The following is a 25,758-nucleotide window of genomic DNA, read 5'->3' as shown; positions in this document are numbered from 1 at the left end:
TAATGATGCGCGGGATCAGTTACCCACGGCTTGCACAATTCTGATCTGTTTCTCGTCCGGTATTTCTTGGTAAGACAGTACGCGGAGGTTAGGTATTGTGTTCTTAACAAACTTCGCCAGTGTAGAACGCAATACGCCAGACGTCAGCAGAACCGCAGGCTCACCTTTCAGTTCTTGCTCTTGTGTCGCTTGGCTCAAGGAGGACTGAAGTCGCTCAGCTAACCCCGGTTCTATGCCCGCAGATTCGCCCCCTGATGCCTGCATGGTTTGATGCAATATTTGTTCCAGTTCAGGAATGAGTGTTATCACCGGCAACTCTGGCTCTATGCCATTGATTTCCTGAACAATTAGTCGCTTCAGGCTAATGCGCACCGCTGCCGTTAAAATGTCAGGTTCTTGACTCTTACTCGAGTACTCGGCCAACGTCTGCACTATGGTTCTGATATCGCGAATAGGGATGGCTTCGTTAAGTAGGTTTTGTAGCACTTTGACCACCACACCTAATTGCAGTTGATCAGGGACGAAGTTCTCCACCAACTTAGGTGCGCTACGACCAAGCATTTCCAATAGGTTCTGTACTTCTTCATGACCAATCAGCTGTGATGCGTTATTGGTGAGTAGTTGACTTAGGTGCGTCGCCAATACAGTTGAAGAATCAACAACGGTATAACCAAGAGCTTGTGCATGTTCACGTTGCTCTTCACGAATCCAAACCGCTTCAAGACCGAACGCTGGGTCCATGGTTGGTTCGCCTTCAATCATGCCGTAAACCTGGCCAGGGTTAATAGCTAGTTCTTGGTCGGGACGAATCTCGGCCTCACCAACAGCAACGCCCATTAAGGTAATGCGATAGCTGTTTGGCGTCAGTTCTAGGTTGTCACGGATATGAACCGCAGGAATAAGGAACCCGAAGTCTTGAGAAAGCTTTTTACGCACCCCTTTCACACGCTCAAGCAGTTCACCACCTTGGTCACGATCCACCAACGGAATCAAGCGATAGCCTACTTCTAGACCGATGATATCGACGGGTTGTACATCATCCCATGACAACTCACGTTGAGAAATCGGTTCACTGCCATCTTCCGCTTTAGCGGGTAAGGCGGGTTCTTTGGCTTTTTGTTTTTGCTTTTTGTCGAGCCAGTAAGCTGCACCACCAGCGATAACCGCTAATGACAAGAATGAGAAATGAGGCATCCCCGGCACGATACCCATCACACCAAGAATCGCGGCGGTGATCATGAGGGCTTTCGGGTTGTCGAACATCTGGAAAATCAGCTGCTCGCCCATGTCTTCATCAGTATTTTGACGCGTTACCATCATCGCAGCCGCGATAGACAATAATAGCGATGGAATTTGTGCCACCAAGCCGTCACCGATGGTCAGCAAGGTGTAGATTTGCATTGCTTCAGAGAAGCCCAATCCGTATTGCGCCATACCAATCGATAGACCACCGATGATATTGATGAACAGGATTAAAATACCCGCAATCGCATCACCTTTTACGAATTTAGACGCACCGTCCATTGAACCGTAGAAGTCGGCTTCTTTAGTCACTTCAAAACGGCGTAAACGCGCTTGGTCTTGGTCAATCAAACCGGCGTTCAAGTCTGCATCGATCGCCATCTGCTTACCCGGTAAAGCATCCAGTGTGAAGCGAGCACTTACCTCAGAAATACGACCCGCACCTTTGGTGACCACCATAAAGTTAATGATCATCAAGATTAGGAACACGACCAAACCCACGGCGTAGTTACCGCCAATCACAACGTTACCAAAGGCTTCGATTACGTTACCAGCGGCGTTGCCCCCTTCATGACCGTAAAGAAGTACCACACGCGTAGACGCCACGTTCAATGCAAGGCGCAATAAGGTTGCAATAAGCAGTACAGTTGGGAATGCAGCAAAGTCGAGTGGACGACGTGTGTAAACGGTCACTAACAACACCACCATGGCTAAGGCGATGTTAAAGGTGAAGAATAAATCCAGCAGGAACGCAGGAATAGGCAAAACCACCATCGCAAGGGTGGCCAGTACCATAACAGGCGCACCAATGGCAGGCATGGAACGCTGTGGGATCTTTGGCAATTTATCTGCAAATGGCAGGCTTAACTTCATACTGCGAGGTGTCTCAATCGGTCTGGAGCATCACGTAACTGAAAGCAGTAATTAAACGCTTATAATGAGTACTACGCGACGGCTTTAGCCTAAAAGTTTAGGTATTGTTGTTGATTAACGCGTTATAAGCAATGTATGTACCATGATTAACGCCAAAATAATGACTAATCGCTCAAAGAAATCACAATCCTTTGATCTAATGCGAATTTTTGTCTACTTCACCCATGCAATTATTTTCATTAGTGGCGATGTTCCGGTGGGATTGGCAAATCGTAATCTTGGATCTTAGGTCGCTGACCGCCACGTTTGCGATATTGCTTAAGCTGGAACACAAATGCGAGAACTTGTGCAACGGCAGTAAACAGTCCGTCGGGTATTTCTTGTTCTAATTCGGTGGTGTGATAAAGCGCACGCGCCAGTGGTGGAGCGGGTACAATGGTAATGTCATGTTCACGCGCCACTTCTCGGATTTTCATCGCCATGTGGTCAGTACCTTTGGCGATCACTACAGGCGCACGGTCCGTTTTCTGCTTATAGCGCAGTGCTACCGAAAAGTGCTCAGGGTTGGTAATGATAACGTCCGCTTGCGGGACATCCGCCATCATTCGACGCTGTGCGGCTTCCCTTTGCAACATGCGAATACGCCCTTTTACTTCTGGCTTGCCTTCGGTCTCTTTGTATTCGTCTTTAATCTCTTGTTTGGTCATCTTAAGTTGATCGGCATGCTGCCAGATCTGAAAGGGAATATCGATCGCGACCACAATTAACAACGAACAACTGATAAGCAAAATGAAGTTGAGTAGGATATCCAAAGCATGGAAAATGTTTTGCGGATACACATCCATACTGAGTTGAATCAAGTCCGCTTGTGAGGCTTGAATGAGGTATATTGCCATCCCCGTAACAAGTGCGACTTTCAGGATGGACTTGATAAGCTCCACCCAACTCTGCATACCAACCATACGTTTTAAACCGCTAAGCGGGTTCATTTTGGACAGTTTTGGCATTGCCGCTTCAGCAGAAAAACTGATGCCCCCGACCCCTGCGGCTCCAATCATGGCAGCAACAAACAAGGTGATGAGAATCAAAAACAGTGGAAACAGCAAATCTGTCATCGCGCCAAACGCAATATCAAACAACTTTGCAGTATCAAAGATCTCTTCTCGCTTGAGATCAAATAAACGGCTCATGATAGAAAACAGTGAGCGTGCTAAAGCATCACCAAACCACATTAAGGCGATCGCGCCCACAATCAGCACAGAGGCGGATGCGAGCTCTTTAGATCGAGCAACTTGCCCCTTCTCTCTGGCTTGTTGTAACCGTCGGGGGGTGGCTTCTTCGGTGCGTTCTTGACCGTCTGACTCTGCCAATCCAGCCTCCTAGCAATTCAAGCGAATGAGGTTACAAATCTGCTCCTCACCCACAGCCCAGAACAATTCATAATGGCTGTATAAACCCGCCAGAATGTACCAACAAAGCAGCAAGCCCACCATCAACGCGAATGCAAAACCGAGTGAGAAAATATTCAACTGCGGTGCAGCACGCGTCATTACACCAAATGATAAGTTGATGGTAAGCAATGCGATGATGCCAGATAAAGACATACTCAGTGCCGTTTTAAACATGATGCCTAGCCAACTCGCCATCTCATAGAAGTCGACGCTTCCTAATGAGCCAGAACCAATTGGCAAGGTTTTAAAACTGAACACTACCAGCTGCAGCATTTTTAAGTGCCCATCGGTAGCAAGGAAGAACATAGTTGCCAAGAACATAAAGAGCTGACCAAGCAGTGGCGTGTTCTGCCCATTCGCAGGGTCAACCATGGAGGCAAAACCCAAGCTCGATTGCATACCGAGGATCTGACCAAGCAGAACAAAGGTTTGGATCATAAATTGAGTCACCATGCCCATGGCAACGCCAATAATGATTTGCTCAGCGATGGTCATGAAACCACGGAAAGAGAGCAATTCAATGTCTTGTGGCACAGCGGGAATAGCAGGCGCAACCGCGAAGGTGATCGCTAAGCCAAGGTATAAGCGAATTCGAGGCGAGACGAAGCGTGCCCCGGTTACCGTCATCACCATCAACATGGCAGAGATACGGGTATAGGGCCAGAAGTAGTTTGCGATCCAGTCGAGGACGATATGAGTTGGATACTCCATACGCGCCTCTAGTAGAGTACCTGTGGTAAGCGTTCTATCAGGCCGTAGAAGTATTCCATCAGCATTTGCGTCATCCAGTGGCCGAACAACATCAGAGCCAACAAAGTGACAATCAAACGCGGCAAGAAACTCAGCGTCTGTTCGTTGATGGAGGTTGCCGCTTGGAAAATCGCCACGACTAGGCCAATTAGCAAGCTGGGGATAATGATGGCACACACCATGATCAGCACCATCCAAAGTGCCTCACGGAAAAGCTCGACAAACATTTCTGGAGTCATGTCTTACCCTCTTCTCTCTGTGGCCAATCTAAAGGGCAAAACTGCCGGCAAGTGTCGACAATATCAAGTTCCACCCATCCACCAGTACAAACAGCATCAGCTTAAATGGCAGCGATACGATCATTGGCGATAGCATCATCATACCCATTGCCATCAAAACAGAAGCAACAACCAGATCGATGATCAAAAACGGTAAGAACAGCATAAAGCCGATCTGGAATGCCGTCTTAAGTTCAGAGGTAATGAAAGCTGGGATCAAGACCGCCATCGAGACATCTTCTGGGTTGGTCACTTCTTCACCTGACATGGTCACGAAGGTTTCCAAATCTTTGATGCGAGTTTGTTTGAGCATAAAAGCTTTCATCGGCGCTTGTGCAGCGTCGAAGGCTTCACGAGCCGTCACTTGCTCATTCAAATAGGGTTGAACCGCTTGATCGTTAATCTCATTCAAAACAGGCGACATGATAAAGAAAGTCAGGAAGAGCGCGATACCGATGATGACTTGGTTAGAAGGCGTTTGTTGTAGACCCATGGCTTGTCGCAGAATCGACATCACCACCACAATACGGGTAAACGACGTCATCAAAATCACCATCGCTGGCAAGAAGCCAAGCATGGTCATTAAGGCAAGAATCTGTAACGTCACTGAATAGTCTTCACTGCCGTCGGCGTTGGTCGTCATGGTAAAGGCAGGAATACCGCCACCATTACCCACCGACATACTGCGGCTTGAGCCTGACTCTCCCTCCATTGCCTTAACCGTCACACTGTCGCCCTGCGCTAGATTGGCAGGCAATGATGATTCCTCTGCTTGTGCAAAAGAAAGCGAAGAAAACAGCACGCCAATGAGCAACATAAAGGTGCTCAGCATCAGGCGGATTGAATTATCCTTTGTCATGTTTTTTTATCAGTTGGCTAAATTGACTAGCAAATGCACTGGTCGCCAACGCTTCCTCTTTCAATGGCGTTTCAAGCTTGGCCAAGGTTTGGATAGATTGACTTGTAATGCCAACCAAGAACTGTTCTTCACCAACCTGAACAACCGCAATACGCTCTTTGGTGCCGACTGGTAGCTGACTGACAATACGCAGCCCTTTCTGTTGCCCCATCGCTGGAACTTGCATGCGTTTTAGCAACCAAGCCAGTAATAAAATCACACCAATCACAAGCACTAAAGAACCTAACGTGGTTGCTAAATCTAGACTCGTTGGCGCGGCTGCAAATGCATAAGGAGCACTCAGCATTAAGCCGAGTGCTCCTGTAATTTGCTTCAATCGCGTTTTGATTGAACTGCTCATATTAGCGCAGCTTTTTAATGCGTTCAGTTTGGCTGATCACGTCGGTCAGACGAATACCAAACTTGTCATTGACGACAACGACTTCACCATGAGCAATCAAAGTACCGTTAACCAATACATCTAATGACTCACCAGCTAGACGGTCAAGTTCCACAACCGAACCTTGGTTCAATTGCAGCAGGTTACGGATACTGATTTGCGAGCGACCCACTTCCATCGAGATGGTCACTGGGATATCCATGATGGTGTCGAGTTTACGACGCTCATCTTCCGTAATTGGAGCAGAAGTATCTTTCAACTCTTCCAGTGGCGCTGCCAATATCTCATCAACATCGATTGAAGGTGCAGACGGGTCTTCGCCAAGAGCGGCTGCCCATTCGTCTGCTAGCTTTTGATCGTCACTTGGTTCCATTTTTCTGTCCTGTGTTAAGCCTTGCTTACGCCTTTTTGAGTCTCGTCACCAATGACATTGAGAGAGACATCTTGGCGGCTTGTTTTAGCAAGGATTTTTTAATCGTTTGTATCGTCGTCATTCTCAAGTTCAGACATGATGTCTTTACCCAAGAAGGCTAAATCGGTTTTGACTACGTGTGGACGCTCGATTTCTTCAGAAACTTGCACGGCAAGCTTGTCGTCAGAACGCCCCATTTTCACACGGTAAGTCGGCAAATCTTCGATGAACATAGTCGCGTGTTCTGGCATTTCAATTGGGATAACATCACCCGGCTGCAGTTCCATCAAATCGCGAAGAGAGATGTCTTTCTCTAACAAGTTCACACGGAAGTTAACCGGGCAATCCATAATTTCTTCGCGCAAAGCAGAGCTCCAACGAACGTCAGTTTCCATCTTGTCGGATTGCACACCTGCATCAAGCAGTTCGCGGATTGGCTCAACCATGGAGTAAGGCATCACTACGTGGAAGTCACCGCCACCGCCATCAACTTCGATGTGGAATGAACTCACGACAATCACTTCGGTCGGACTCACGATGTTTGCCATACTTGGGTTCACTTCGGAATCGAGGTATTCAAATTCCACCCCCATCACTGGCGACCACGCTTCTTTGTAATCTTCGAAAACAATTTTCAGCAGAAGCTGAATGATGCGACGTTCGGTTGGCGTGAATTCTCGGCCTTCGATTTTGGCGTGGAAACGACCATCACCCCCGAAGAAGTTTTCAACCAAGATAAACACCAAACGTGCTTCCATTGTGATCAAGGCTGTGCCTTTGAGTGGACGAAAACGCACCATATTCAAACTGGTCGGAACGTACAGCGTATTTTGGTATTCACCAAATTTCATCATCTGTACGCCGTTAATCGACACCTCAGCGGTTTTACGCAACATGTTAAACAGGCTGATTCGCATGTGTCGTGCAAAGCGCTCATTGATAAGTTCGAGCGTCGGCATCCGACCACGGACAATCCTGTCTTGAGACGAGAAATCGAAACTGACGGCACTTTCGTCGCCGGCATCTATGGGTTCATCGACGTCATCAACATCGTCAACCCCATGCAGGAGCGCATCAATCTCGTCTTGGCTTAATAGATCGGTCACGTTTTACCTATTGAATTACAAAATCTGTAAACAGTACTTTCTCAATCACTGGCTTACCAACTGCCGCGTTCAATGCCGCTTTGATGTCGTCTGAAGCGCGATCTCGCAGTTCCACACGACCCGTAGGTGAACGAAGCTGCTCTACGGTTGCCGATGCGAAAGTCGACAACAAAGAGCTTTCAATTAGTGGGGAGTGGTAACGAGCTAATTGCTCATTTTCACTACCGCGCACCATCAGCTGTGCTTTGATTTGTACCAGTCTGTCGCGACGGTCACCCGTCACGTTAAAAATAAACGGTTGTGCAATGTTAACGTAAGCAATGGGCTCTGCAGCGGTCGTGGCTTGCGCTTGCTGAGTTTGAGCGGCTTGCGCAGGCTCGTCAGAACCCATTAAAAAGAAGGCTGCCGCACCACCACCGATAAGCAAAACCACCACTGCGATAATGATGACCAGTAGTTTGCCTTTTCCTTTCGGTGCATCAACACCTTGTAGCTGTTCTTCTGCCATTACTGTCTCTTATTGTTCTGCTTTTTCTAGGCCGCTATTTTATGCGTAAAAACTAATTCCATCACGCTTTGAGGCCACATTCAAATCAAGATTCACGTCGGCATCAAAGTTTTCATCTGACTGGCCAGAAAATCCACGACCTTGTTCGCTTTGACCATTTTGATCCGCATTCGCATAGCCACCTTGCTGCTGACCACTGCTTTGTTGTTGCACTGAAGAATCCGCCAGTTGCATGCCTTGCTGCGCCAACATTTCTCTTAGACGAGGCAGTGTTTGTTCAATCAAGTCGCGTGCTTGTGGGTTTGCTACCGTAAAATGAACGTTGGCAAGATCGTTGTTCATTGTCATGCGGATCTGCATACGACCAAGTTCTGGTGGGTCAAGACGGATATCGAGGTTCTTTAAGTTCTTCGATATCATCATCTGTACTTTCTCAGCGACTTGGTCATTCGCCAGCTCTTTGGTTAGCTGCAACGGCAACTGAGCTTGCTGAGCGGCATCCACTCTTGTTTGTTGCTGAGCTGTCACGCCTTGTTGACCTGCTGCCGCTTGAATTTGCCCCGCTAAACTAAGTTGTGGTTCCGGTTTATCTTGCTTACTTGAAGCACCTTTCAACGCGCCTGCAACAAGGCCAGCATTCATGACCTTCTTACTCAATTCAGCACTCGATGCTGCTTGATTCACAGGATTCATCGTTGAAGCCGCTAGTGCCTCTGGCATCACAGACATTGCAGCTTTATCGACATTTGGCGTTGCTGCAGTTTGAGCGTTCACTTGTGCGGTCGTATGCTTTAGTTCCTGTGCGGCAAGTTGATGCGCTTGCTGAGCGGTCACCGTTGAAGCAACCGTTCTAGAATTGTGTTGAGCTGCTTGATGTTCTGCCATTGCGACTTTTACATCACTCGATAAGGCAACAAACTGAGCCAACTCTTGCTCTGGAATATCCGCAATAAGTTCGCCCGTTTTTAGCCCTTCAATGATATCGTTCTCTTGCTTAGAAAGCGGCTTTCCTTGCGCTAACTTTGTATCGATGACGTGTAGTTCATCGATAGAGATACGTTTTACGTCAATCGTTTCAGCGTCGGCTGACAAGGTCTTTTGAAACGCCTCAGATCCAATAACCGGCTGCGCACCTTGTGTGACAACTTGGCCGTTAACCGCGGCTTGCGTCGTCGCGTTTACGGTTGCTTCTGCATGCATGGCTTGAGTGTTCGGTGAATTCCAATCAATTTGTGCTTCTGTCTTAGGGTGTGGGCCAATTGGTTTACCGTCGGCATCCAAAGTCACCGTTTCACCTTGTTTCGACACGGTAATCTCACCTTGCGGTAACGTATTTGACGCTGCTAGTTCGATCTTTTGCGCTGGTGATGACGGCTTACCATCCACTGTCATCATTGACTTTGCTGCAAATGCTGCCTCTGGTGGCAATGCTTTGCCGCTATCAACTAAAGACTCATTAGTTTTTAGCGCTTGGTTTGCTTGCTCAATTCGACCAAGCAACTGTTGACCTTCTCCCATCGCACTCTTTACGTTATCACTCTGTACTTGAGTATCGGATATGTTCTTTTGAGTCTCACTCGCCACCACGGACGTATCCCCTGCGTGGCCAGAATCAAATTTTGTATCAACAGGGGCTTCACTGCCGCTCTTTGAAACCGATGAATTTACCGCGACAGTGTCAACATCAGAGTCTGCAGGCGTCGCTTTACTACCTTGATCGCTTGTTGCCTTTGTCTCGCCTTGAATCAGCAACGCATCGGTCGATTCGGCTGACGTGGTCTTCTCACCTTCTGTTGTGACTTTTTCTTGGCTCTCACCTTCAGAGCCTGTCGAGGCCACTTTCAGGCTTTCGCTTTCAATTTCTGTTGATGCTTCTGGCGTGTCAGACTTCGCGACGGCCTTTTCTGCTTTTTGTGAATCCGTAAATACCCCAGCTAAGGTTTCAAAAAAACCTTTGCTTTCAGGGTTTTCTGCATCAACTTTTGAAGACGCATCGGAAACCGATGACTTACTGGTTGCAGAAACATTCGACAAATTCACATTCATATAGACACTCTCGTTATCGCCAGCGTGAGTCATTCCACTACCGGATTGCCTTGCATGGCAAAATTAGGTGATTGGAGAACCCGTTTGGCAAATAGAATTGCAAAAATCACGCCAACGCATAACGTGAGTTTTCTGACGCTCATCAGGCCCGATTGAATGATGGAATCAAGATCAACCTCAGAAGAAACGGCTTAGTTCGATGAATTTGACTCAAACGCTTTCAAGGCGTAAACAGTAACCTTGCTCAACCGACGAGGACCGACTGTGAAAGTAACAGAATTACGCCAATACAAAATCAAAACAGGCAAAACAGAGCAATGGTTAACGTGGATGAAAGACGAGTTGCTGCCCTACCAACGCTCCAAAGGCATGCATGTCCTAAGCACCTATGTTCACACGGGTGAAGATGGGCACGATTATTTTGTGTGGTTACGAGAATTTGATAGCGAAGCCGATCGTCAGAGACTTTATGCGGACACTTACAATGATTGGTGGATTAGCAACATTCGTCCAAAAGTGTTTGAGTTGATCGAGCAAGACTCGGTTAAAGTCACTGTGCTTGAATCCGTCGACATGTAGCCAACAAAAACAATACTACATAGCGACAGGAGACGCTTAAAAACGTTGCGGCTTTCGGCTATACAGCAAGGTAGAAAACTCATCCATCTGCTTTTGCTCACGCTTAGCTTCCGCAATTTGCTTTTCTTTCTCGCGCTTATCAATCATCCACTCATAAGACATTCGCTCTTTACGCATGTTTAACCAATAGTCTTGGCAGTTGACGACTTGCTCTTTGAAGTGGTTTTCCGCTTGCTTTTGCTTGGATAGAGTCTCATCAAGTTGGGTTAAGAATCGGTTTAAGTGACCATATTGACTGGCCGTCAGACCTGCCATACCGCGATCGACTAACTGTTGGCAGTAATCTAAACGGTACTTTTCAATCTGTTCGACTTGGCGGTAGTAATCTTCAAGCTCTGAGCGTGCTTTGTTCAGTGCCAACACCGCTTGGTCTTCACGCTCTTTCGCTTGATCTAGTAGGAATTCCATCGCGTTATTCATGCGCTATTACCCACCTAAAATGCTTTTCAGCATATTGACACACATATCGTATGGTACGGATTCTTTCATACGTTGTTGTAGGTATTCGTCCAATCTTGGCTTGAGGGTAAACGCACCATCGATCGCTGGATCAGTACCCGGCTTGTACGCACCAATCGACACCAAGTCTTGGTTTTTACGGCAAATGGAGAGCACTTGGCGCACAGCTTTCGACATCAATACGTGTTCTTCGGTGGTGATTTGCGGCATAACGCGGCTCACCGATTTCTCAACGTCAATCGCCGGGTAGTGGCCCGCATCGGCCATTTCCCGGGATAACACGATGTGGCCATCGAGGATCGCACGTGACGCATCGGCAATCGGATCTTGTAGATCATCACCCTCGGTTAAAACAGTAAAGAAAGCGGTAATCGAACCTTGGTCATCACTGCCATTACCCGCACGTTCTACCAACGCCGGTAATTTCGCAAACACCGAAGGCGGATAACCTTTGGTTGCAGGAGGCTCACCGACTGACAGTGCAATTTCGCGCTGTGCTTGAGCAAAACGAGTCAGTGAATCCATCAATAGAAGAACATCTAACCCTTGGTCACGGAAGTATTCGGCAATCGTCAGGGCAGTTTGACAGCCTTTCAAACGCATCAAAGGCGAGGCATCGGCAGGCGCGGCCACCACAACAGAGCGACGGCGTCCGTCTTCACCCAGAATCTCTTCAATGAATTCTTTTACTTCACGTCCACGCTCACCAATCAGACCAACGACAACAACTTGCGCCGTCGTGCCTCGTGTCATCATACCTAGAGTAACGGACTTACCCACACCAGAACCGGCAAACAGACCAATACGCTGGCCTTTACCTACCGTCAATAAACCGTTGATAGCTTTCAGGCCGACGTCGAGTGGTTCGGATATCGGTTTACGTGCCAATGGGTTAATAGGTTCGGCATTGAACGAAGCCCGTTGCTCGGTGTAAAGCGGACCAAGACCGTCCAGTGGGTTACCCACACCGTCGATCACGCGACCTAGTAGTTCCATACCAACAGGCAGACCGGTCTCGCTGGTCAAAGGTGTCACTTTCGCCCCTGGTAAGATGCCTGTGATTTGCTCACTCGGCATTAAGAAAAGATTGTCTCCAGAAAAGCCCACCACTTCCGCTTCCATATGACCGGACATGGTTTCGACCAAACACAAACTGCCAATTGGCGCACGGCAACCCGTCGCTTCCAAAGTTAAGCCAACAACACGCACAAGCTTGCCGGAAGCAACAGGGCGTGTGGTTAAACCTTCAACTTTGTAGTTTTTTAAGCGGTCGGCCAAGGCTTGCATGGATTACTCGCTCCCTTGATGGCGATTTGCACCACAAAAGCTGTTCAACACGCTTTTTACGCGTTCTTCCATGCGGTAATTAATGCTCGATTCACCCGCTGCGATTTGTACATCGCCACGGTTTAGCGCTGGTTCAGAGACCAACGTCCAGTTACGACAATCGAGCTCTTCTTCACCATATGCAGAACGGATGATCGCGACGTCATCGGGGTTCAAATGCAAGGTGATTGGATGACCAGAAATAGGCAACGCCTCGACAGACTGCTTCACCGTATCGAGAATAATTTTAGGATTGGTTTGCACTTCCACGTGTACGACTTCTTTAACTAGGCACAACACCATGTCTATCAGCTGCTTTTCAACCTGAGCGTTCATGAGCTCCAAAGGCTGAGCGAACTGGTTTGCCAAGTTCATGAAGGTTTCGACTTGCTGCTGAATGTACTCTTGTCCTGCCGTCACGCCTTCAACTTTGCCGAGCTCCAGACCTTCTGCATGTCCTGCTTGAATGCCTTCTTCTTTGCCTTTGTCGTAACCTTGTTTAAAGCCCGCTTCTTGACCTTGGTACAGACCCTCTTGATAAGCACCTTGCTTGATCAATTCAATCTGCTCTTCTGTCAACTCAAGCGCTTGCTCTTCTTCCGGTTCGTCAAAATTTGGCACCCAACCTGGATCGTAGTTAAACGCAGTTTGCTTGGCTTGCTTTGCTTTCGGCTCACCATAATCAGGCAAACCCCAGCGCTGCGGTTCGATCATCGCATCGTCTTCATCAGGACGGATAAATCCACGTTTTCTATCGCCAGCCATGCTTAACCTACAATCTGTCTATGTTGAAATTGATATTAAAATAAAATGCTTTGAAAAATGTGCGACTAAGGAAGTGCATTCCTCCCACTTAAGCAGGAGGAATAAGAAAGGATTATAAGAACTCGTCTGCGCCGCCAGACAGCATGATTTCGCCAGCGTCAGCCATACGACGAGCAATCGCCAAGATTTCTTTCTGCGCCGCTTCTACGTCTGCTACGCGAACCGGAGGCATTGCTTCGATATCGTCGCGCATCATCTCAGCTGCACGCTTAGACATGTTCTTGAAGACTTTCTCACGTAGAGAGTCGTCGGCACCTTTAAGTGCACGTTGCAGAACGTCCTGTGGAACGTCACGCAGCAATTTCTGAATACCTTGGTCGTCCACTTCCACCAAGTTCTCGAATACAAACATAAGGTCTTGGATTTGCGTCGCCATGTCTTCGTCTTGGTCTCGAATTTGTTCCATCAAGATACCTTCGACGTTGTTGTCTAGGTAGTTCATGATTTCTGCCGCTGCCTTCAGGCCGCCAATCTTCGCGGCTTGTGCACCCGCTTGGCCTGCGAACTGTTTCTCCATGATTTCGTTCAGCTCTGCGAGTGCAGACGGTTGAACTTCTTCTAGGTTGGCAATACGCATCATCAGGTCCAAGCGCACACGCTCTGGGAACTGAGATAGGATTTCTGCGGACTGGTCTGCTTCCAAGTAAGACAAAACAATCGTTTGGATCTGCGGGTGTTCGTTGACAATAATGCTTGCCACTTGGCGAGGGTCCATCCATTTTAACGAATCCAGACCTTTCGAGCCGGTACCCAATAGGATTTGATCAACCAAGTTATTCGCTTTGTCTTCACCCAGTGCAGCAACCAGAGCATTACGCATAAAGTCTTCGCTGCCCATACCAATGTTGGTGTATTTCTGGATGTCTTCCAAAAACGCTCGATGAACTGCTGAGACTTTGTCTTGGCTAAGGTCCTTTGCCTTTGCCATTGCACTGCCCACACGCTGAACCTGCTTGGGTTCTAGGTGACGAATAATGCCAGCGGCGTCACTCTCATTCAGGCTGAGCAATAAGATGGCTGCTTTTTCTTCACCAGTAATGGTGGACGCATCAAATTCTACCGGCAATCCGCCATTTTCATCTTGAGGAACGATATCGTTAGCCATTGTCATTCATCCAATTTTTCACAACTTGAGCGGCAAGTTCAGGCTCGTTTGCAACCAGAGCGCGAACCGCTTTCAATACATCTTCATCTTTGTGAAGGTTAGGCAAATCAATGCTTGAACCAAACTCAAACAGTTCACCGCTTTCGATGTCGCTACCAATCAGGCTGGTTTCGCCATCCGCACCAATTGGCAAGCCATCTGGTCCGTACATTTCGTCTTCGTCGTCGCTCGCTGGGTTGAGCAGTTTCTTCAATGCTGGGCGAACCAACACCAAGACCACAACGATGATCACCAATGCACTTGCGAACCAACGAACCCAATCATTGAAGTTCGGATGTTCCCAAATCGGTGGATCGACCATCTGCTCAAGTTCTGGCTCGGCAAACTTCACACTCAAGACATTGAGTAAGTCACCACGATTTTGGTCAAAACCAACCGTACCGATCAGCACTTGACGAATCGCATTAATTTCAGATTCTGACATTGGGGTGTAAGTGACTTCACCCGTGTCTGGATTCACGCTGCGACGGTCTTTGATAGCTACAGAAACGGTTTGGCGTGCCAATGTACCAGTCTGTTTACGTTCGTGACTGATGGTGGTATCGAGTTCAAAGTTGCGCGTTGATTCTTTACGCACCGAGCCTTGGCCGGTAATTGAGCCATCTTTCATCTGCGCGACGTCTTGTGGGATAGACGCGTCCGCCGGCGGTTGATTGCTCAAAGCGCCAGGAATGCCTGCCACCATGTTACCGTTGTTATAATCTTCGAGTGCGTATTCGCTCCGTGTCGCTGGTGTATTTGGGTCGAAACGTTTGCGAGTCTGCTCTACCGCACTGAAATCCATTTGGATGTCTACTTGCGCGGTGTAGTTACCAAAACCTAGGATTGGCAGCAGGACGGAATCAATTTTTTCTCGTAGCGCTTGTTCTTGGCTGCGTTCAAGTTCTTGCTCTTTACGACGAGCTGCAGAGGCAGGATCTTGTGAGCCTGAGCTCAATAGGCGACCGTGTTGATCGGTCACCGTAATACGTGACGTCTTCATGCCAGGAACAGCACTCGCCACCATGTCTACGATGGAGTCAACTTCTTGTTGCTTAAGGCTTGTGCCAGTAGAGAGTGTCAAAAATACCGAAGCAGACGCTTCTTGGTTGTGACGTACGAACACACTGTGTTTTGGCAAAGCAAGAAGCACACGTGCTTTACGCACTTGCTTCATCTCTTCAATCGCTTGCGCAAGTTGGCGCTCGCGGCTGAGCTTCAAACGTTCTTGCTCCAAACGTTGTGATACACCAAAGCCCATGTCTTGCAGCAGAATATCATCACCCGCCTCAGTCGCTTGGTTCACACCTGAGCGCACCATGCCGAGTTTGATCGAGTTGTAATCACTCGACTCAACCGAAATGGTGTTTCCATCAAGCTTGTAGTTGATTTTTTGCTGATCAAGATAATCCAGCACTGGGATCAATTCTTCGGTTTCATACGCACCTAGAGGGCGCATTTCCGGCTCTTTCACCCAGAAGAACAGCATCACGATTAACGCAACACAGATAGAGATAGACAGCACAAGCACAACCTGTCGAAGTAAATCGAGGTCACCTACTGCCATATCGAATTTTGACGCACTACGCTCTTCAAGATCTGGGTTTTGGCTATCCACATCCAAATCTGAGCCAGCGATCAGTGCACCATCTGCGCCGCCATCGGTGACGGTTAAATCTGTAGACTTGTCTGCCACACTTATTACCTAAATTACACTGGCATGTTCATGAGATCCTTATAGGACTCAACGAGCTTATTGCGGATTTGTACAGTGGCATCAAATGCAACACTGGACTTGTTACGAGCAATCATAACGTCAGAAAGGGAAACATCAGCGTCACCACGATCGAAACGCGTTTGCAGGTCGCCGGATGTTTTTTGAAGTGAGTTAACGTTATTGATGGCTTTAGTGAGGAGATCGCCAAAATCCGCCCCTACTTTCGCACCAGTTGCAACGGGAGCGGTGTTGGTCGCTTCCACCATCATGGCGCGCATTTGTGCTTGAATACCATCAACTTTCATTGTCACCTCTAAGCCAAAAGTTTGACTATTAACTAAAACTGATTATTGACACAGCAATTACTGTGCCATAAGACAATAGTGCCGTAGTGTACCCACACTTTTGTCCTATGGCTATTGATGTGAGTACTAAGCAGGAATATCGATACCAGCGTCACGCATTTTGGCGAGTTTGTAACGCAGGGTACGTGGACTAATACCTAATTTCTCTGCCATCTCTTTGCGGCGGCCGTTACATTCGATCAAGGTTTCCAAAATGATCGCGTACTCTTGGTCACGCAGTTCACCACCAAGGCCTTCACCACCAGCGGCAACACGATTGATCGGATCCACTTGCGCGACAGGCTTAACATCGGGAACCAAAACCTCAGCATTTTGCACAACAGATTGTAGGCTGCTTGCATCTTGCCAATCTACACCTTCCAACAAAATGTGTTCTGCATCGATGTCACCGTTTTCGCTCAAAATGAGTGCTCGCTGAACCACGTTATCCAACTCACGAACGTTACCCGGCCATGGATATTGAAGCAGTTTATCTAATGCAACTGGTGAGAACTTAGGTACTGGCATGCCCATTTTGCTGCAATGACGTTCAGCAAGGTGCGTTGCAAGTGGCGCAATATCCCCCTTACGTTCACAAAGTGCTGGCCATGAAATTGGGAATACGTTCAAGCGGTAGTACAAGTCTTCACGGAAGTTGCCCTCTGAGACGTACTGCTTGAGGTCACGGTTACTAGTGGCAAGAACGCGCACGTCGAGCTTGATGCTCTTGCGGCTACCCAAACGCTCCACTTCTCGCTCTTGTAAAACACGTAGCAGTTTCGCTTGTAAGCTCAAGTCCATTTCACTGATTTCATCCAGCAAAATCGTACCGCCTTGTGCTTGCTCAAACTTACCCGGACACGCTTGAACCGCACCGGTAAACGCACCTTTCTCGTAGCCGAACAACGTCGCTTCAAGCATGTTGTCTGGGATTGCTGCACAGTTGATTGCGACAAAAGGGCCATCTTTGCGATTAGACGCATTGTGGATGTAACGGGACATCACTTCTTTACCAGAGCCGCTTGGGCCCAAGATCATCACGTTTGCATCGGTGCGCGCGACTTTGTCAGCCAAAGCCAGTAGGCGCAGACTTTTCTCGTCCGCCACGACCGCGTCACCGTTATCGTCACTCTTAATTGGTGCGTAACGGCTCACCATGTTCAGCAGTACTTCTGGTGCAAATGGCTTCGCCATGTAATCAATCGCACCTTCTTTCATTGCTGATACTGCGTCTTCAATGTTTGCGTAAGCCGTCATAAGAAGAACGGGTAAGTTCGGCCAATTCTGTTTGATATTGCGTAGCAGAGCCAAACCGCCCATGCCTGCCATTTGTACGTCAGAAACCACGATGTCGACCGCGTTTGACTTTAGTTTTACTAACGCATCTTCTGCACAATCGGCTTCTAACCATTCGTACCCTGCCAGAGCCAGAGTATCTACTAGGGCTTCACGAAGACCTTCATCGTCCTCTACGATCAGCACTTTGCTTTGCGCCATTATGATTCTCCAGTATCTGCTTGCACTCGCTCTAGCGGAATGCACATGGTAAAGCAGGCTCCATCGCCCTGCTCTGAAATGAGTTCCAATCGACCGTCATGGGCACGGCAAACCATTTGAACTACAGCGAGCCCCAACCCGGTTCCTTGAGAACGCGTGGTAAAAAACGGCTCCATAATCTTGGCTTGTAGTTCTTTTGGTACTCCCGGCCCGCTGTCTTGCACAGAAATGCGCAGTTCACCGTTAACCGGGCGGAAAAAGACATCTATTTGTGATTCCTTTCCAGACATCTGAATCGCATTCATCACCAAGTTACTCAGTGCGGATGCAATGGCGTTGGCATTGCCTAACAGCTCAGTCTGTTCTTCTTCCACTTCTAAGAAGTAGTCAATGTTATTGTTCTTCAGCGCGGTTTCCACCATCGGCTGGTATTCCGCAACAAGCTGAGCAATGTTAAATGGCTTAATGACTTTATTATCACCACCCTTGGCAAAAAGCAGCATATCATTAACCTGCTTCTCCAAATCGTGCAGTCGATCCATTAATTTGCTTTGAAATCGCTCTCTTGTCGCTGGAGGGAGATTTGGCGCACCTAAATTTGATGCATATAGCATGGCACTCGATAACGGCGTTCTTACTTGGTGAGCCAAAGACGCCACCATGCGACCTAAGGAGGACAGTCGTTGCAAATCACTCACGCGTGATTGCAGCAAGCGTGTTTCGGTCAAGTCGGTGATCAGAATCAGCTGTCCCGTCGCCGAAGCGGAGATCGCCAAGCGAACTTTACGTCCGTTACGCAGTGAGATTTCATGACCATCATCTTCACGCGGATCAAAGACCGCTTGGATGATGTTGAACCATTTCTCGTTGACCAGTGGAATCTCTAGAATTCGATGTGCTTCTGGGTTCGCTTCGCGCACAACACCGTGTGTATCGAGCAAGATCACACCAGCAGGCATCACGTCCAAAACTTGTTTGTAACGCTCTACTTGATTCTCTACTGAGTCTAAATGGGATTGGTTGGTGTTATTGTCCATTCACTGCCTGTCGAAATATCGCCATTTAAATACTAAAACAGCTTGGTAAGCAATTAGCATACCAAGCTGTTTTCTATATTTATCATAGCGTTATGTTATCGACAAGAAGTTGACACTAAGAAAAGTGCGGTTTTATTGTCAGAAAAGATAACAAAACGTTCAGAGTTTAACCGTATGAACGTCAGACTTTACCTATCGTTGTAGGTTGTATTTACGCATTTTCTCAACCAAAGTCGTGCGTCGCATTCCAAGCATATCTGCTGCTCGTGCAACCACACCACCTTGCGCTTCTAACGCTTGGCTGATCATATTGACTTCCATATCGGCTAATAGCTCTTTCAAGTTCACGCCTTCTGGCGGCAGTGCTTGAGGCGCATTCATGTTGTGGTCTAGATCGCTTTGATCTTCAAAACTGAAGTTCTCAGAAAAGATATCTTGGAACACGTCACGCTCTTGTTCTTCAACCGAAGTAAATGGGTTACCTTCTGGTTGGAACTCAGGAATATCACTGTAACGGTACTTGGTTGGCAGATGGTTTACGTCGACCAAACTGTTCGGGTACAGAATAATCATGCGTTCAACAAGGTTCGCAAGCTCGCGAACGTTACCCGGCCAGTTGTGTTCCATTAAGGAGTTAATTGCACGAGGCGTAAAGCAAATTGGTTGCCCACCTTCGGCTTCCAAACGCGTCATCAGTTCTTGCAGTAGCAATGGAATATCTTGCTTACGTGCTTTCAGCGCCGGCATCTCGATTGGGAATACATTGAGGCGGTAGAACAGATCTTCACGGAATGTGCCATCATCGATCATGTTCTCTAGGTTGCGGTGCGTTGCTGCTACAACACGAACGTTTACTTTAATCGTGGTGTTACCACCTACACGTTCAAAACATCGCTCTTGTAGAACGCGCAGTAACTTCACTTGCATCGACATTGGCATATCGCCAATTTCATCAAGGAAGATCGTACCGCCTTCTGCCAATTCGAATCGGCCTTTACGCGAGGTCAATGCCCCCGTGAAAGCACCTTTCTCATGACCAAACAGCTCACTTTCCAACAGCTCTGGCGGAATTGCGCCACAGTTAATTGGCACAAACGGACCATTACGGTAAGCAGAATGGTAATGAATATTGCGTGCGACGACTTCTTTACCCGTGCCAGATTCACCCAAGATCAGGACGTTTGCTTCAGTATTAGAAACTTGTTCAATCAAATGACGAACTTCTTGAATGCCACGGCTTTGGCCTACAAGGCTACGGAAAAGAGTATTTTTGCGTGCGCTTGCAACAACGTTAACGCCTTTGCGACCAAGGAAATCTTTGCAGTGACGCAGTGCTTCGCTAAGTTGTGGGTAGTTCAGCGGTTGCTCTAACTCCCCAACGAAATTTGGCAAGTCATCAACAGGCAGCGGAAACGAGCCCAAGATGAGAAGTGGGATATGGTAGGCTTCATTAAGGTGAGCCATCACTGTTGTCGCAGCACTACCCGCCGAGATGTTACCGACAATACAACCTGACCACACGCTAGACCAGTCTACATCGCCTAGCTGGTCAGAACTGACCGCTTCGCAACTTTCTCCAACAAATTCCAATATATTGCTTATATTTAAACGACTTGGTGCATCGTCATCAATTACAAGCAGCTTTGCCAAACCTTGCATAAGTAAGAATGATTGCCTTTATTATGGGTGTGTTGCGGCCAGACCTTGATTTGCGCAATTGAGTGTAAAAAGGGGGGACCACTCTCAATTAACGATAGACAAAATAGGAAAATCAGCAACAAAAAAAAGCCATTAGGGGCCACTAATGACTTCTATTTTATTTGAATAAAAAAATAAGGCAACCAAGCAATAAAGAGGTGTGAGCTTGATTGTAACTTTACTGAATAACTTTCTGTGCAATCAGACGCAATACCCTACTATTTAAGTAAGGTATTGTTTTGATTATTAAATGCCGACTTCAGCAGCTGTTAGGTTGTGGAATTCAGTCGGGATCTGGTCCCAAGCTGATTTTATCTCACGAATAATGTCGATAACGTCGTCGATCGGTTGAGGATCGTTTTGGTGGTTCGCTGCCGAGATCTGAGTGATCATGAACTCGTAAAGTGAATCTAAGTTTGATGCAATATCACCACCGTCGTCCATCGACAGACAGCTGCGCAGTGCGATGATGATGTCCAACGCTTTACCCAGACGTTCACCTTTTGCAGGAATATTGCCTGCTTGCATTGCTGCTTTACCTTGGATCAGACGCTCAATTGCACCCGCCATTAGCATTTGAATGACTTTGTGCGGAGAAGCCGCGCTCAATTGGCTGTCGACTGATACCTTTTTGTATGCTTGCAAAGAACCGCGCATAGTATTCCTCTTTTATATAAATTTTTTGTACTGCTGAAGCGAACGCTGACCATAACGGAACTTATGAAGTTCTTTACCCACGTTAGAAGTCTCTGCCTGCATCAGCTCGACAATTCTTTTGGTACGAATAAGCAAGTTTTGCCATTCTGCTTCCTGCTTTAGCACCGGATTGCTCTCGACAATGGGTAGCAGGTTTTGCAATAACCGTTCCCTGATATCGACCAAACGTTGAATTTCTTCAGCATTAACGTCGACTTTTTCCAATTCTTTCGTAATTAGTTGATCAATATCACTTATTTCAATGAGTTCATTTCGCATCTATTAGCCCAGCGCGTTCATTAACGCTCCAAGTTGGCCTTGCATCTTGCCAGTAGCGTCTTGCATGGCAGCGAATTTTGCATGAGTGCGCTTCTCTAAGCTGTCCATGCGGCGATCGAGTGCCGCTTGATCATCACTCAGACGATAATTTTGTTCAGTCAGGCTTTTTTCACGAGTACGGATACTGCCAGTGAAACCCGTGATGCCTTGAATCGCATCTTCCACACGTTTGGCAAAACCGGTATTGCCACCAAAGAACTTCTCTAACTCGTTGAAGTTGTTGTTCAGCTGACGATCAAGCATGTCGTAGTTGATTTCTAGCGTACCTTGACGAGTCGTAGTAATGCCAAATTCAGTCAGCGATTTTAGGTCTTCTGGTGCTTTTTCAATGTTGGTCGAAAAGACCGATTTCAACCGAGAATCAGCATTACGAACAGTACTGTCACCCGCTAAAGGCCCGCGTTGACCTGTCGTTGGGTCAACATTCGCTAATGCTTTGGATGTTTGATAGAACGCGTTGTAAGCCGAAACAAAGCTTTCAATATCTGAGCGCACGCTTTGACGGTCATATTCAACACCGATTTCAGCAGGCGGTTTACCCAGCTCTGATTTGCCTTTCAAAGTGAGGTTCACGCCCTCAATCGCATCTTCAATGACGTTGTTGTGACTCGACAACTGCGCAACACCATCCAGCATCACCATGGAGTCTTGTCCTGCTTGGACTTGAGCCATACCGGTGTAAGCCTCGAAGGATTTTTGAGCCTCAGCAATTTTAGCTTCTGCTACATCTATCTTTTCAAGACGTTCACGCTCTTCGGGTTCTAATTTAGCGCGATGGATGGTCTTTGCCTGTTCTTCTGTCAGTTCTCCACGTTCCACTTTTTGGTCAAGCGCTTGTTTTTCATCCGCAATCTTTTCTTCGATCTCGGCTTTTTCTTGCTCTAATTGCTGCTTGGCTTCTTTGGTTGTGACGTAAGAATCAGTCAACGTACCTGAGGCGGTATTGTTCCAGCCCGGTACGTCTGGCGCTTTGGCGATCGCATCTTCGTCCAACTCTAATTCCGGTGGACGGTAAGAATCGAGGAGTGTACCTGAAGCGGTTTCAGTCCAGCCAGGGATACTGTCTTGCGGACGCATACCCGCTCGTTGATTGGCTTTTTCTATCGCTTCTTGACCCGCTTTCGCAGCGGCAGCACCGGCCGCAGAAATCGGTTCATCCGTTGCGCCATCTGGCACATTCTCTGCCGCTTGTTGTTCTTCAGGAGGTATAGGATTGCCGTCTGCATCCAACGCTTCCGGTTGGTTTGCATCGGTTTCAGGCGCTTTTAGAGGCCCTAACACTGCTTCAGCCGCTTCACGTGCTTCTTCAAGCGCATTAACTCGGTCTTCCAGTGTTTTGTATTCGAAATGTTTCAGAGGGCTGCCGGCTTCGGCGTCCACACTGACTTTAAGTTGATGGTCCTTGCCCGACAGGTTCGAAGCAAGGATCAAACGCGGCCCTTCTACGTCGTTAATTAAGGAAGCACGTACGCCAGGGTTATCCTTAGCGCCGTTAATTCCACGAACGATATCAACTAGCTTAGAGCTAGAACGGACATTAACGTCGAAGGTGTCATCACCAAGAGAAATCTGCAGCTTACCAGGACCAAACTTAGCGTCTTCTGGCAGAACGTCAGAAGCCACTTTATGGCTCTGTGCAAGCTGCAACACATCGATAGCATACTTACCGGCTATAGCGTCAGTAGTTGCGGTCGCAGATACGACTGCGTCGTCCGTTGTCTCTACAGAACGAACGGCAAACGCCTTCTCCTGACGAAAGTTCGTCATGAGATTTTTCATCGTATCCAACGATTCTCTGAGTCGCCCGTAGGCACTGATGCTGGCGTCAATTGTCGTACGCTCGTTGTCGATGCGTTGCTGCTTTGGCACACGCTCGGCATCTACAATTTTGCTGACCATGGAATTGATATCCATGCCACCAGACATCCCCAAAGGGCCTAAACTCATCAAATCACCTCAAAAACGACTTACACCTTTTCAACTAACAAACCGCGGTTAGCTGTGTGCTCAGCTAGGCGACGCAATACCACTAGCATTTCTTCATCAGGAATCTGACGAATTACATCACCGGTTGTGGCTTCGTAAATCGTCACGACGTCTCGACCCGATTCTTCATCGACTCGAAACGCCACTCCTTTATTCATGGCGCTCACAAATTCATTCATTTGCTCAACCATTTTCTCGCGCTCTTCTTTGTTCAGCTCTTGGCGGGATTCCGCCATTTCAATCGCAGCTTGAACAGAGAGGTCACGTTCGGTTTCCTTCGCTTTTACAGGCGAAGTATTACCGTTTGAACTTGCTGTGCTAGGCGTGCCTATGCCATTTTCTTTAGCAACTTTTGTGCCACTCGGTGTGCCGTAAGGCTGGATGTTCGATGCGTAGGAGGATATTTCCATTACAATCTCCCTTCCACCTTATGAGCTAACGATTAGGTCTATCGCTTTGGTGATGGTATCACTAGGCTGAGTCGACCCAATTAGCCCAACAAGCTCAGCGCTGCAGATGGTGACTGCTTCGCTTGTGCCAAGATTGAAGTACTTGCTTGTTGAAGGATTTGCGACTTAGTCATTGCTGTCGTTTCCTTCGCGTAGTCAGTATCTTTAATACGGCTGTTAGACGCGTTAACGTTCTCGTTAATGTTGTCTAGGTTGCTGATAGCGTGGTTGAAACGGTTTTGGAATGCACCAAGAGACGCACGTTGGCTGTCTACTGATTTTAGTGCGCCATCAATGATAGCAACCGCTTCTTGAGAACCTGCAACTGATGTTACGTCGATGTCTTTAACCGTTACGTCTTTTGCATCGCCGAAACCAATTTCACCTGCTAGGTTGCCAGAGAACTCAACATCACCAGTTACTTTTTGAGAAGCAGCAAATACTTGCAGCTTACCGTCTTCACCTACTGATGCTTTCACATCGTCGCTCTGACCGTTGATGTAAGTTGCTAGTTGCTCGATATCATCGCCTTGTTTTGCGTTGATAGTCAGCTCTTTCTCTTCACCTTGCTTGTTGGTGTAGCTCATCTTAAGTTCAGTTTTGTCACTTACTGTCCAAGACGCGTCTTTACCATCTTCTGCTGCGTAGCTCTTACCGCCCATTGCAGAAGTATCAGAACGTAGGTTACCCATAGAAAGCATTACTGCTTCACCAGAGTCCGCACCGATTTGGAAAGATTGAGTACCGTAAGTACCGTTAAGAAGCTTGTTACCACCAAATGAAGTTGTTTCAGCGATACGGTTTAGTTCGTCGTTAAGCGCTGTAACTTCTTCTTGGATCGCTACACGTTCTGATTTTGAGTTCGAACCGTTCGCAGATTGAAGCGATAGGTCACGCATACGTTGTAGGATGTTGGTAGATTCATTCATTGCACCTTCAGCAACCTGTGCAATAGAAATACCGTCGTTCGCGTTTTTCACAGCCATGTCTAGACCACGGCTCTGTGCGTTCAAACGGTTAGAAATCTGTAGACCGGCAGCATCGTCTTTCGCGCTATTGATTTTATAACCCGAAGACAAACGCTCCATTGATTTTTGTTGACCTTCAGCCGCCTGATTTAGGTAACGCTGTGCGGTCATCGCAGAAACGTTAGTATTAACGTTAATCGCCATAGTTGATCTCCTTAAGGCTTTAGTTGATGTACCGTCGTGTCTCTCACCTCACTTAGGTACATCTCATTTCTCTCAGTCCCTTTAACGGCGGCCTATAAATATCCTTTAGGAGAAAATTTCAATTTTTTGCGATTATTTTCTTCGACTTAATGAAGTGTGATGAATCTCTAATATTACGATTGGGGATAAATAACACTCGATTAAATTAAAAAATCAGACATAAAAAAACCCAGCCGAAGCTGGGTTTACTCGCTCATCTCTCACCACGAGCCAATATGGTTCTTGTCTTAGGTTAGGGATTAACCTAGAAGACTTAGCGCTGAGTTTGGCGCTTGTTTTGCTTGCGCAAGGATTGAGCTTGACGCTTGCGATAGAATTTGTGACTTGGTCATTTGAGTCGTTTCTTTTGCGAAGTCGGTATCTTTGATACGGCTCTTCGACGCGTTCACGTTCTCGTTGATGTTAT

General features: G+C 47.5%; 26 protein-coding genes. 1 reads left to right on the top strand and 25 read right to left on the bottom strand.

The window, feature by feature from the left end:
- Positions 1-15: 15 nt before the first annotated feature.
- From flhA to ATB76_RS16945, 10 genes are all read right to left on the bottom strand, one after another.
- On the bottom strand, positions 16-2,115 hold the full coding sequence (flhA, locus tag ATB76_RS16990) for a flagellar biosynthesis protein FlhA (RefSeq protein WP_005438706.1): 2,100 nt from the start codon (positions 2,113-2,115) through the stop codon (positions 16-18).
- A gap of 239 nt (positions 2,116-2,354) precedes the next feature.
- A complete protein-coding gene (gene flhB, locus ATB76_RS16985) occupies positions 2,355-3,485 on the bottom strand; it encodes a flagellar biosynthesis protein FlhB (protein WP_038872074.1) in 1,131 nt (376 codons plus the stop codon).
- Positions 3,486-3,494: 9 nt separating this feature from the next.
- Positions 3,495-4,277, bottom strand: a complete 783-nt coding sequence (gene fliR, locus ATB76_RS16980; protein ID WP_038872076.1) for a flagellar biosynthetic protein FliR — start codon at positions 4,275-4,277, stop codon at positions 3,495-3,497.
- 8 nt (positions 4,278-4,285) lie between these two features.
- On the bottom strand, positions 4,286-4,555 hold the full coding sequence (gene fliQ / locus ATB76_RS16975) for a flagellar biosynthesis protein FliQ (protein WP_005380488.1): 270 nt from the start codon (positions 4,553-4,555) through the stop codon (positions 4,286-4,288).
- Between the two features lie 28 nt (positions 4,556-4,583).
- Positions 4,584-5,453, bottom strand: coding sequence for a flagellar type III secretion system pore protein FliP (gene fliP, locus ATB76_RS16970; protein WP_038872079.1), 870 nt, complete (start codon positions 5,451-5,453; stop codon positions 4,584-4,586).
- The gene (fliO, locus tag ATB76_RS16965; protein ID WP_038872081.1) at positions 5,440-5,853 is read right to left on the bottom strand and encodes a flagellar biosynthetic protein FliO; all 414 of its coding nucleotides are present in this window, start codon (positions 5,851-5,853) and stop codon (positions 5,440-5,442) included. Before fliO ends, fliP begins: the two co-directional genes overlap by 14 nt.
- A 1-nt stretch (position 5,854) precedes the next feature.
- The gene (gene fliN / locus ATB76_RS16960; RefSeq protein ID WP_005438697.1) at positions 5,855-6,265 is read right to left on the bottom strand and encodes a flagellar motor switch protein FliN; all 411 of its coding nucleotides are present in this window, start codon (positions 6,263-6,265) and stop codon (positions 5,855-5,857) included.
- Between the two features lie 98 nt (positions 6,266-6,363).
- Positions 6,364-7,410 (bottom strand): flagellar motor switch protein FliM, encoded by a 1,047-nt coding sequence (gene fliM, locus ATB76_RS16955; RefSeq protein ID WP_038872083.1) that lies wholly within the window; start codon positions 7,408-7,410, stop codon positions 6,364-6,366.
- 7 nt (positions 7,411-7,417) lie between these two features.
- A complete protein-coding gene (gene fliL, locus ATB76_RS16950) occupies positions 7,418-7,918 on the bottom strand; it encodes a flagellar basal body-associated protein FliL (protein ID WP_038872085.1) in 501 nt (166 codons plus the stop codon).
- A gap of 39 nt (positions 7,919-7,957) precedes the next feature.
- Positions 7,958-9,964: a flagellar hook-length control protein FliK gene (locus ATB76_RS16945; protein ID WP_061035836.1), complete on the bottom strand. Its 2,007-nt coding sequence runs from the start codon at positions 9,962-9,964 to the stop codon at positions 7,958-7,960.
- 264 nt (positions 9,965-10,228) lie between these two features.
- On the opposite strand from ATB76_RS16945, the gene ATB76_RS16940 reads away from it, so the two are divergent.
- Positions 10,229-10,543, top strand: coding sequence for an NIPSNAP family protein (locus ATB76_RS16940; protein ID WP_038882129.1), 315 nt, complete (start codon positions 10,229-10,231; stop codon positions 10,541-10,543).
- 36 nt (positions 10,544-10,579) lie between these two features.
- Here ATB76_RS16940 and fliJ read toward each other — a convergent pair whose 3' ends face one another.
- The 15 genes from fliJ to ATB76_RS27370 all read right to left on the bottom strand — a co-directional run.
- On the bottom strand, positions 10,580-11,023 hold the full coding sequence (fliJ, locus tag ATB76_RS16935) for a flagellar export protein FliJ (RefSeq protein ID WP_039974184.1): 444 nt from the start codon (positions 11,021-11,023) through the stop codon (positions 10,580-10,582).
- A gap of 6 nt (positions 11,024-11,029) precedes the next feature.
- Entirely contained in the window at positions 11,030-12,349 is a 1,320-nt protein-coding gene (gene fliI / locus ATB76_RS16930; protein WP_061035783.1) for a flagellar protein export ATPase FliI, read from the bottom strand.
- A 3-nt stretch (positions 12,350-12,352) separates the two neighbouring features.
- Positions 12,353-13,153 (bottom strand): flagellar assembly protein FliH, encoded by an 801-nt coding sequence (gene fliH, locus ATB76_RS16925; protein ID WP_061035782.1) that lies wholly within the window; start codon positions 13,151-13,153, stop codon positions 12,353-12,355.
- 112 nt (positions 13,154-13,265) lie between these two features.
- On the bottom strand, positions 13,266-14,318 hold the full coding sequence (fliG, locus tag ATB76_RS16920; RefSeq protein ID WP_038872096.1) for a flagellar motor switch protein FliG: 1,053 nt from the start codon (positions 14,316-14,318) through the stop codon (positions 13,266-13,268).
- Complete coding sequence (fliF, locus tag ATB76_RS16915) at positions 14,311-16,053, bottom strand: flagellar basal-body MS-ring/collar protein FliF (protein ID WP_095760607.1); 1,743 nt, start codon at positions 16,051-16,053, stop codon at positions 14,311-14,313. Before fliF ends, fliG begins: the two co-directional genes overlap by 8 nt.
- A gap of 14 nt (positions 16,054-16,067) precedes the next feature.
- Positions 16,068-16,379, bottom strand: coding sequence for a flagellar hook-basal body complex protein FliE (fliE, locus tag ATB76_RS16910; RefSeq protein WP_038872101.1), 312 nt, complete (start codon positions 16,377-16,379; stop codon positions 16,068-16,070).
- A 126-nt stretch (positions 16,380-16,505) separates the two neighbouring features.
- The gene (locus ATB76_RS16905) at positions 16,506-17,915 is read right to left on the bottom strand and encodes a sigma-54 dependent transcriptional regulator (protein WP_038882128.1); all 1,410 of its coding nucleotides are present in this window, start codon (positions 17,913-17,915) and stop codon (positions 16,506-16,508) included.
- The gene (locus ATB76_RS16900) at positions 17,915-18,952 is read right to left on the bottom strand and encodes an ATP-binding protein (protein ID WP_038882126.1); all 1,038 of its coding nucleotides are present in this window, start codon (positions 18,950-18,952) and stop codon (positions 17,915-17,917) included. Before ATB76_RS16900 ends, ATB76_RS16905 begins: the two co-directional genes overlap by 1 nt.
- A gap of 192 nt (positions 18,953-19,144) precedes the next feature.
- The gene (locus tag ATB76_RS16895) at positions 19,145-20,611 is read right to left on the bottom strand and encodes a sigma-54 dependent transcriptional regulator (RefSeq protein ID WP_038872109.1); all 1,467 of its coding nucleotides are present in this window, start codon (positions 20,609-20,611) and stop codon (positions 19,145-19,147) included.
- A gap of 285 nt (positions 20,612-20,896) precedes the next feature.
- Positions 20,897-21,307, bottom strand: coding sequence for a flagellar export chaperone FliS (fliS, locus tag ATB76_RS16890; protein ID WP_005438665.1), 411 nt, complete (start codon positions 21,305-21,307; stop codon positions 20,897-20,899).
- A 12-nt stretch (positions 21,308-21,319) separates the two neighbouring features.
- Entirely contained in the window at positions 21,320-21,625 is a 306-nt protein-coding gene (locus ATB76_RS16885; protein ID WP_039974189.1) for a flagellar protein FliT, read from the bottom strand.
- A 3-nt stretch (positions 21,626-21,628) separates the two neighbouring features.
- Positions 21,629-23,632: a flagellar filament capping protein FliD gene (gene fliD / locus ATB76_RS16880; RefSeq protein WP_061035781.1), complete on the bottom strand. Its 2,004-nt coding sequence runs from the start codon at positions 23,630-23,632 to the stop codon at positions 21,629-21,631.
- Positions 23,633-23,652: 20 nt separating this feature from the next.
- On the bottom strand, positions 23,653-24,081 hold the full coding sequence (gene flaG, locus ATB76_RS16875) for a flagellar protein FlaG (RefSeq protein WP_038872115.1): 429 nt from the start codon (positions 24,079-24,081) through the stop codon (positions 23,653-23,655).
- Between the two features lie 80 nt (positions 24,082-24,161).
- Entirely contained in the window at positions 24,162-25,292 is a 1,131-nt protein-coding gene (locus ATB76_RS16870; protein ID WP_038896146.1) for a flagellin, read from the bottom strand.
- A 299-nt stretch (positions 25,293-25,591) separates the two neighbouring features.
- The coding region (locus ATB76_RS27370; RefSeq protein ID WP_276306963.1) for a flagellin at positions 25,592-25,758 on the bottom strand (167 nt) is incomplete at its 5' end.

The sequence above is a fragment of the Vibrio sp. MOR3 genome (assembly GCF_001557775.1).
In the GTDB taxonomy this organism is placed as follows: domain Bacteria; phylum Pseudomonadota; class Gammaproteobacteria; order Enterobacterales; family Vibrionaceae; genus Vibrio; species Vibrio jasicida.
Note: the sequence above shows the minus strand (reverse complement) of the source record. Positions and strands in the feature narration are given on the sequence as shown.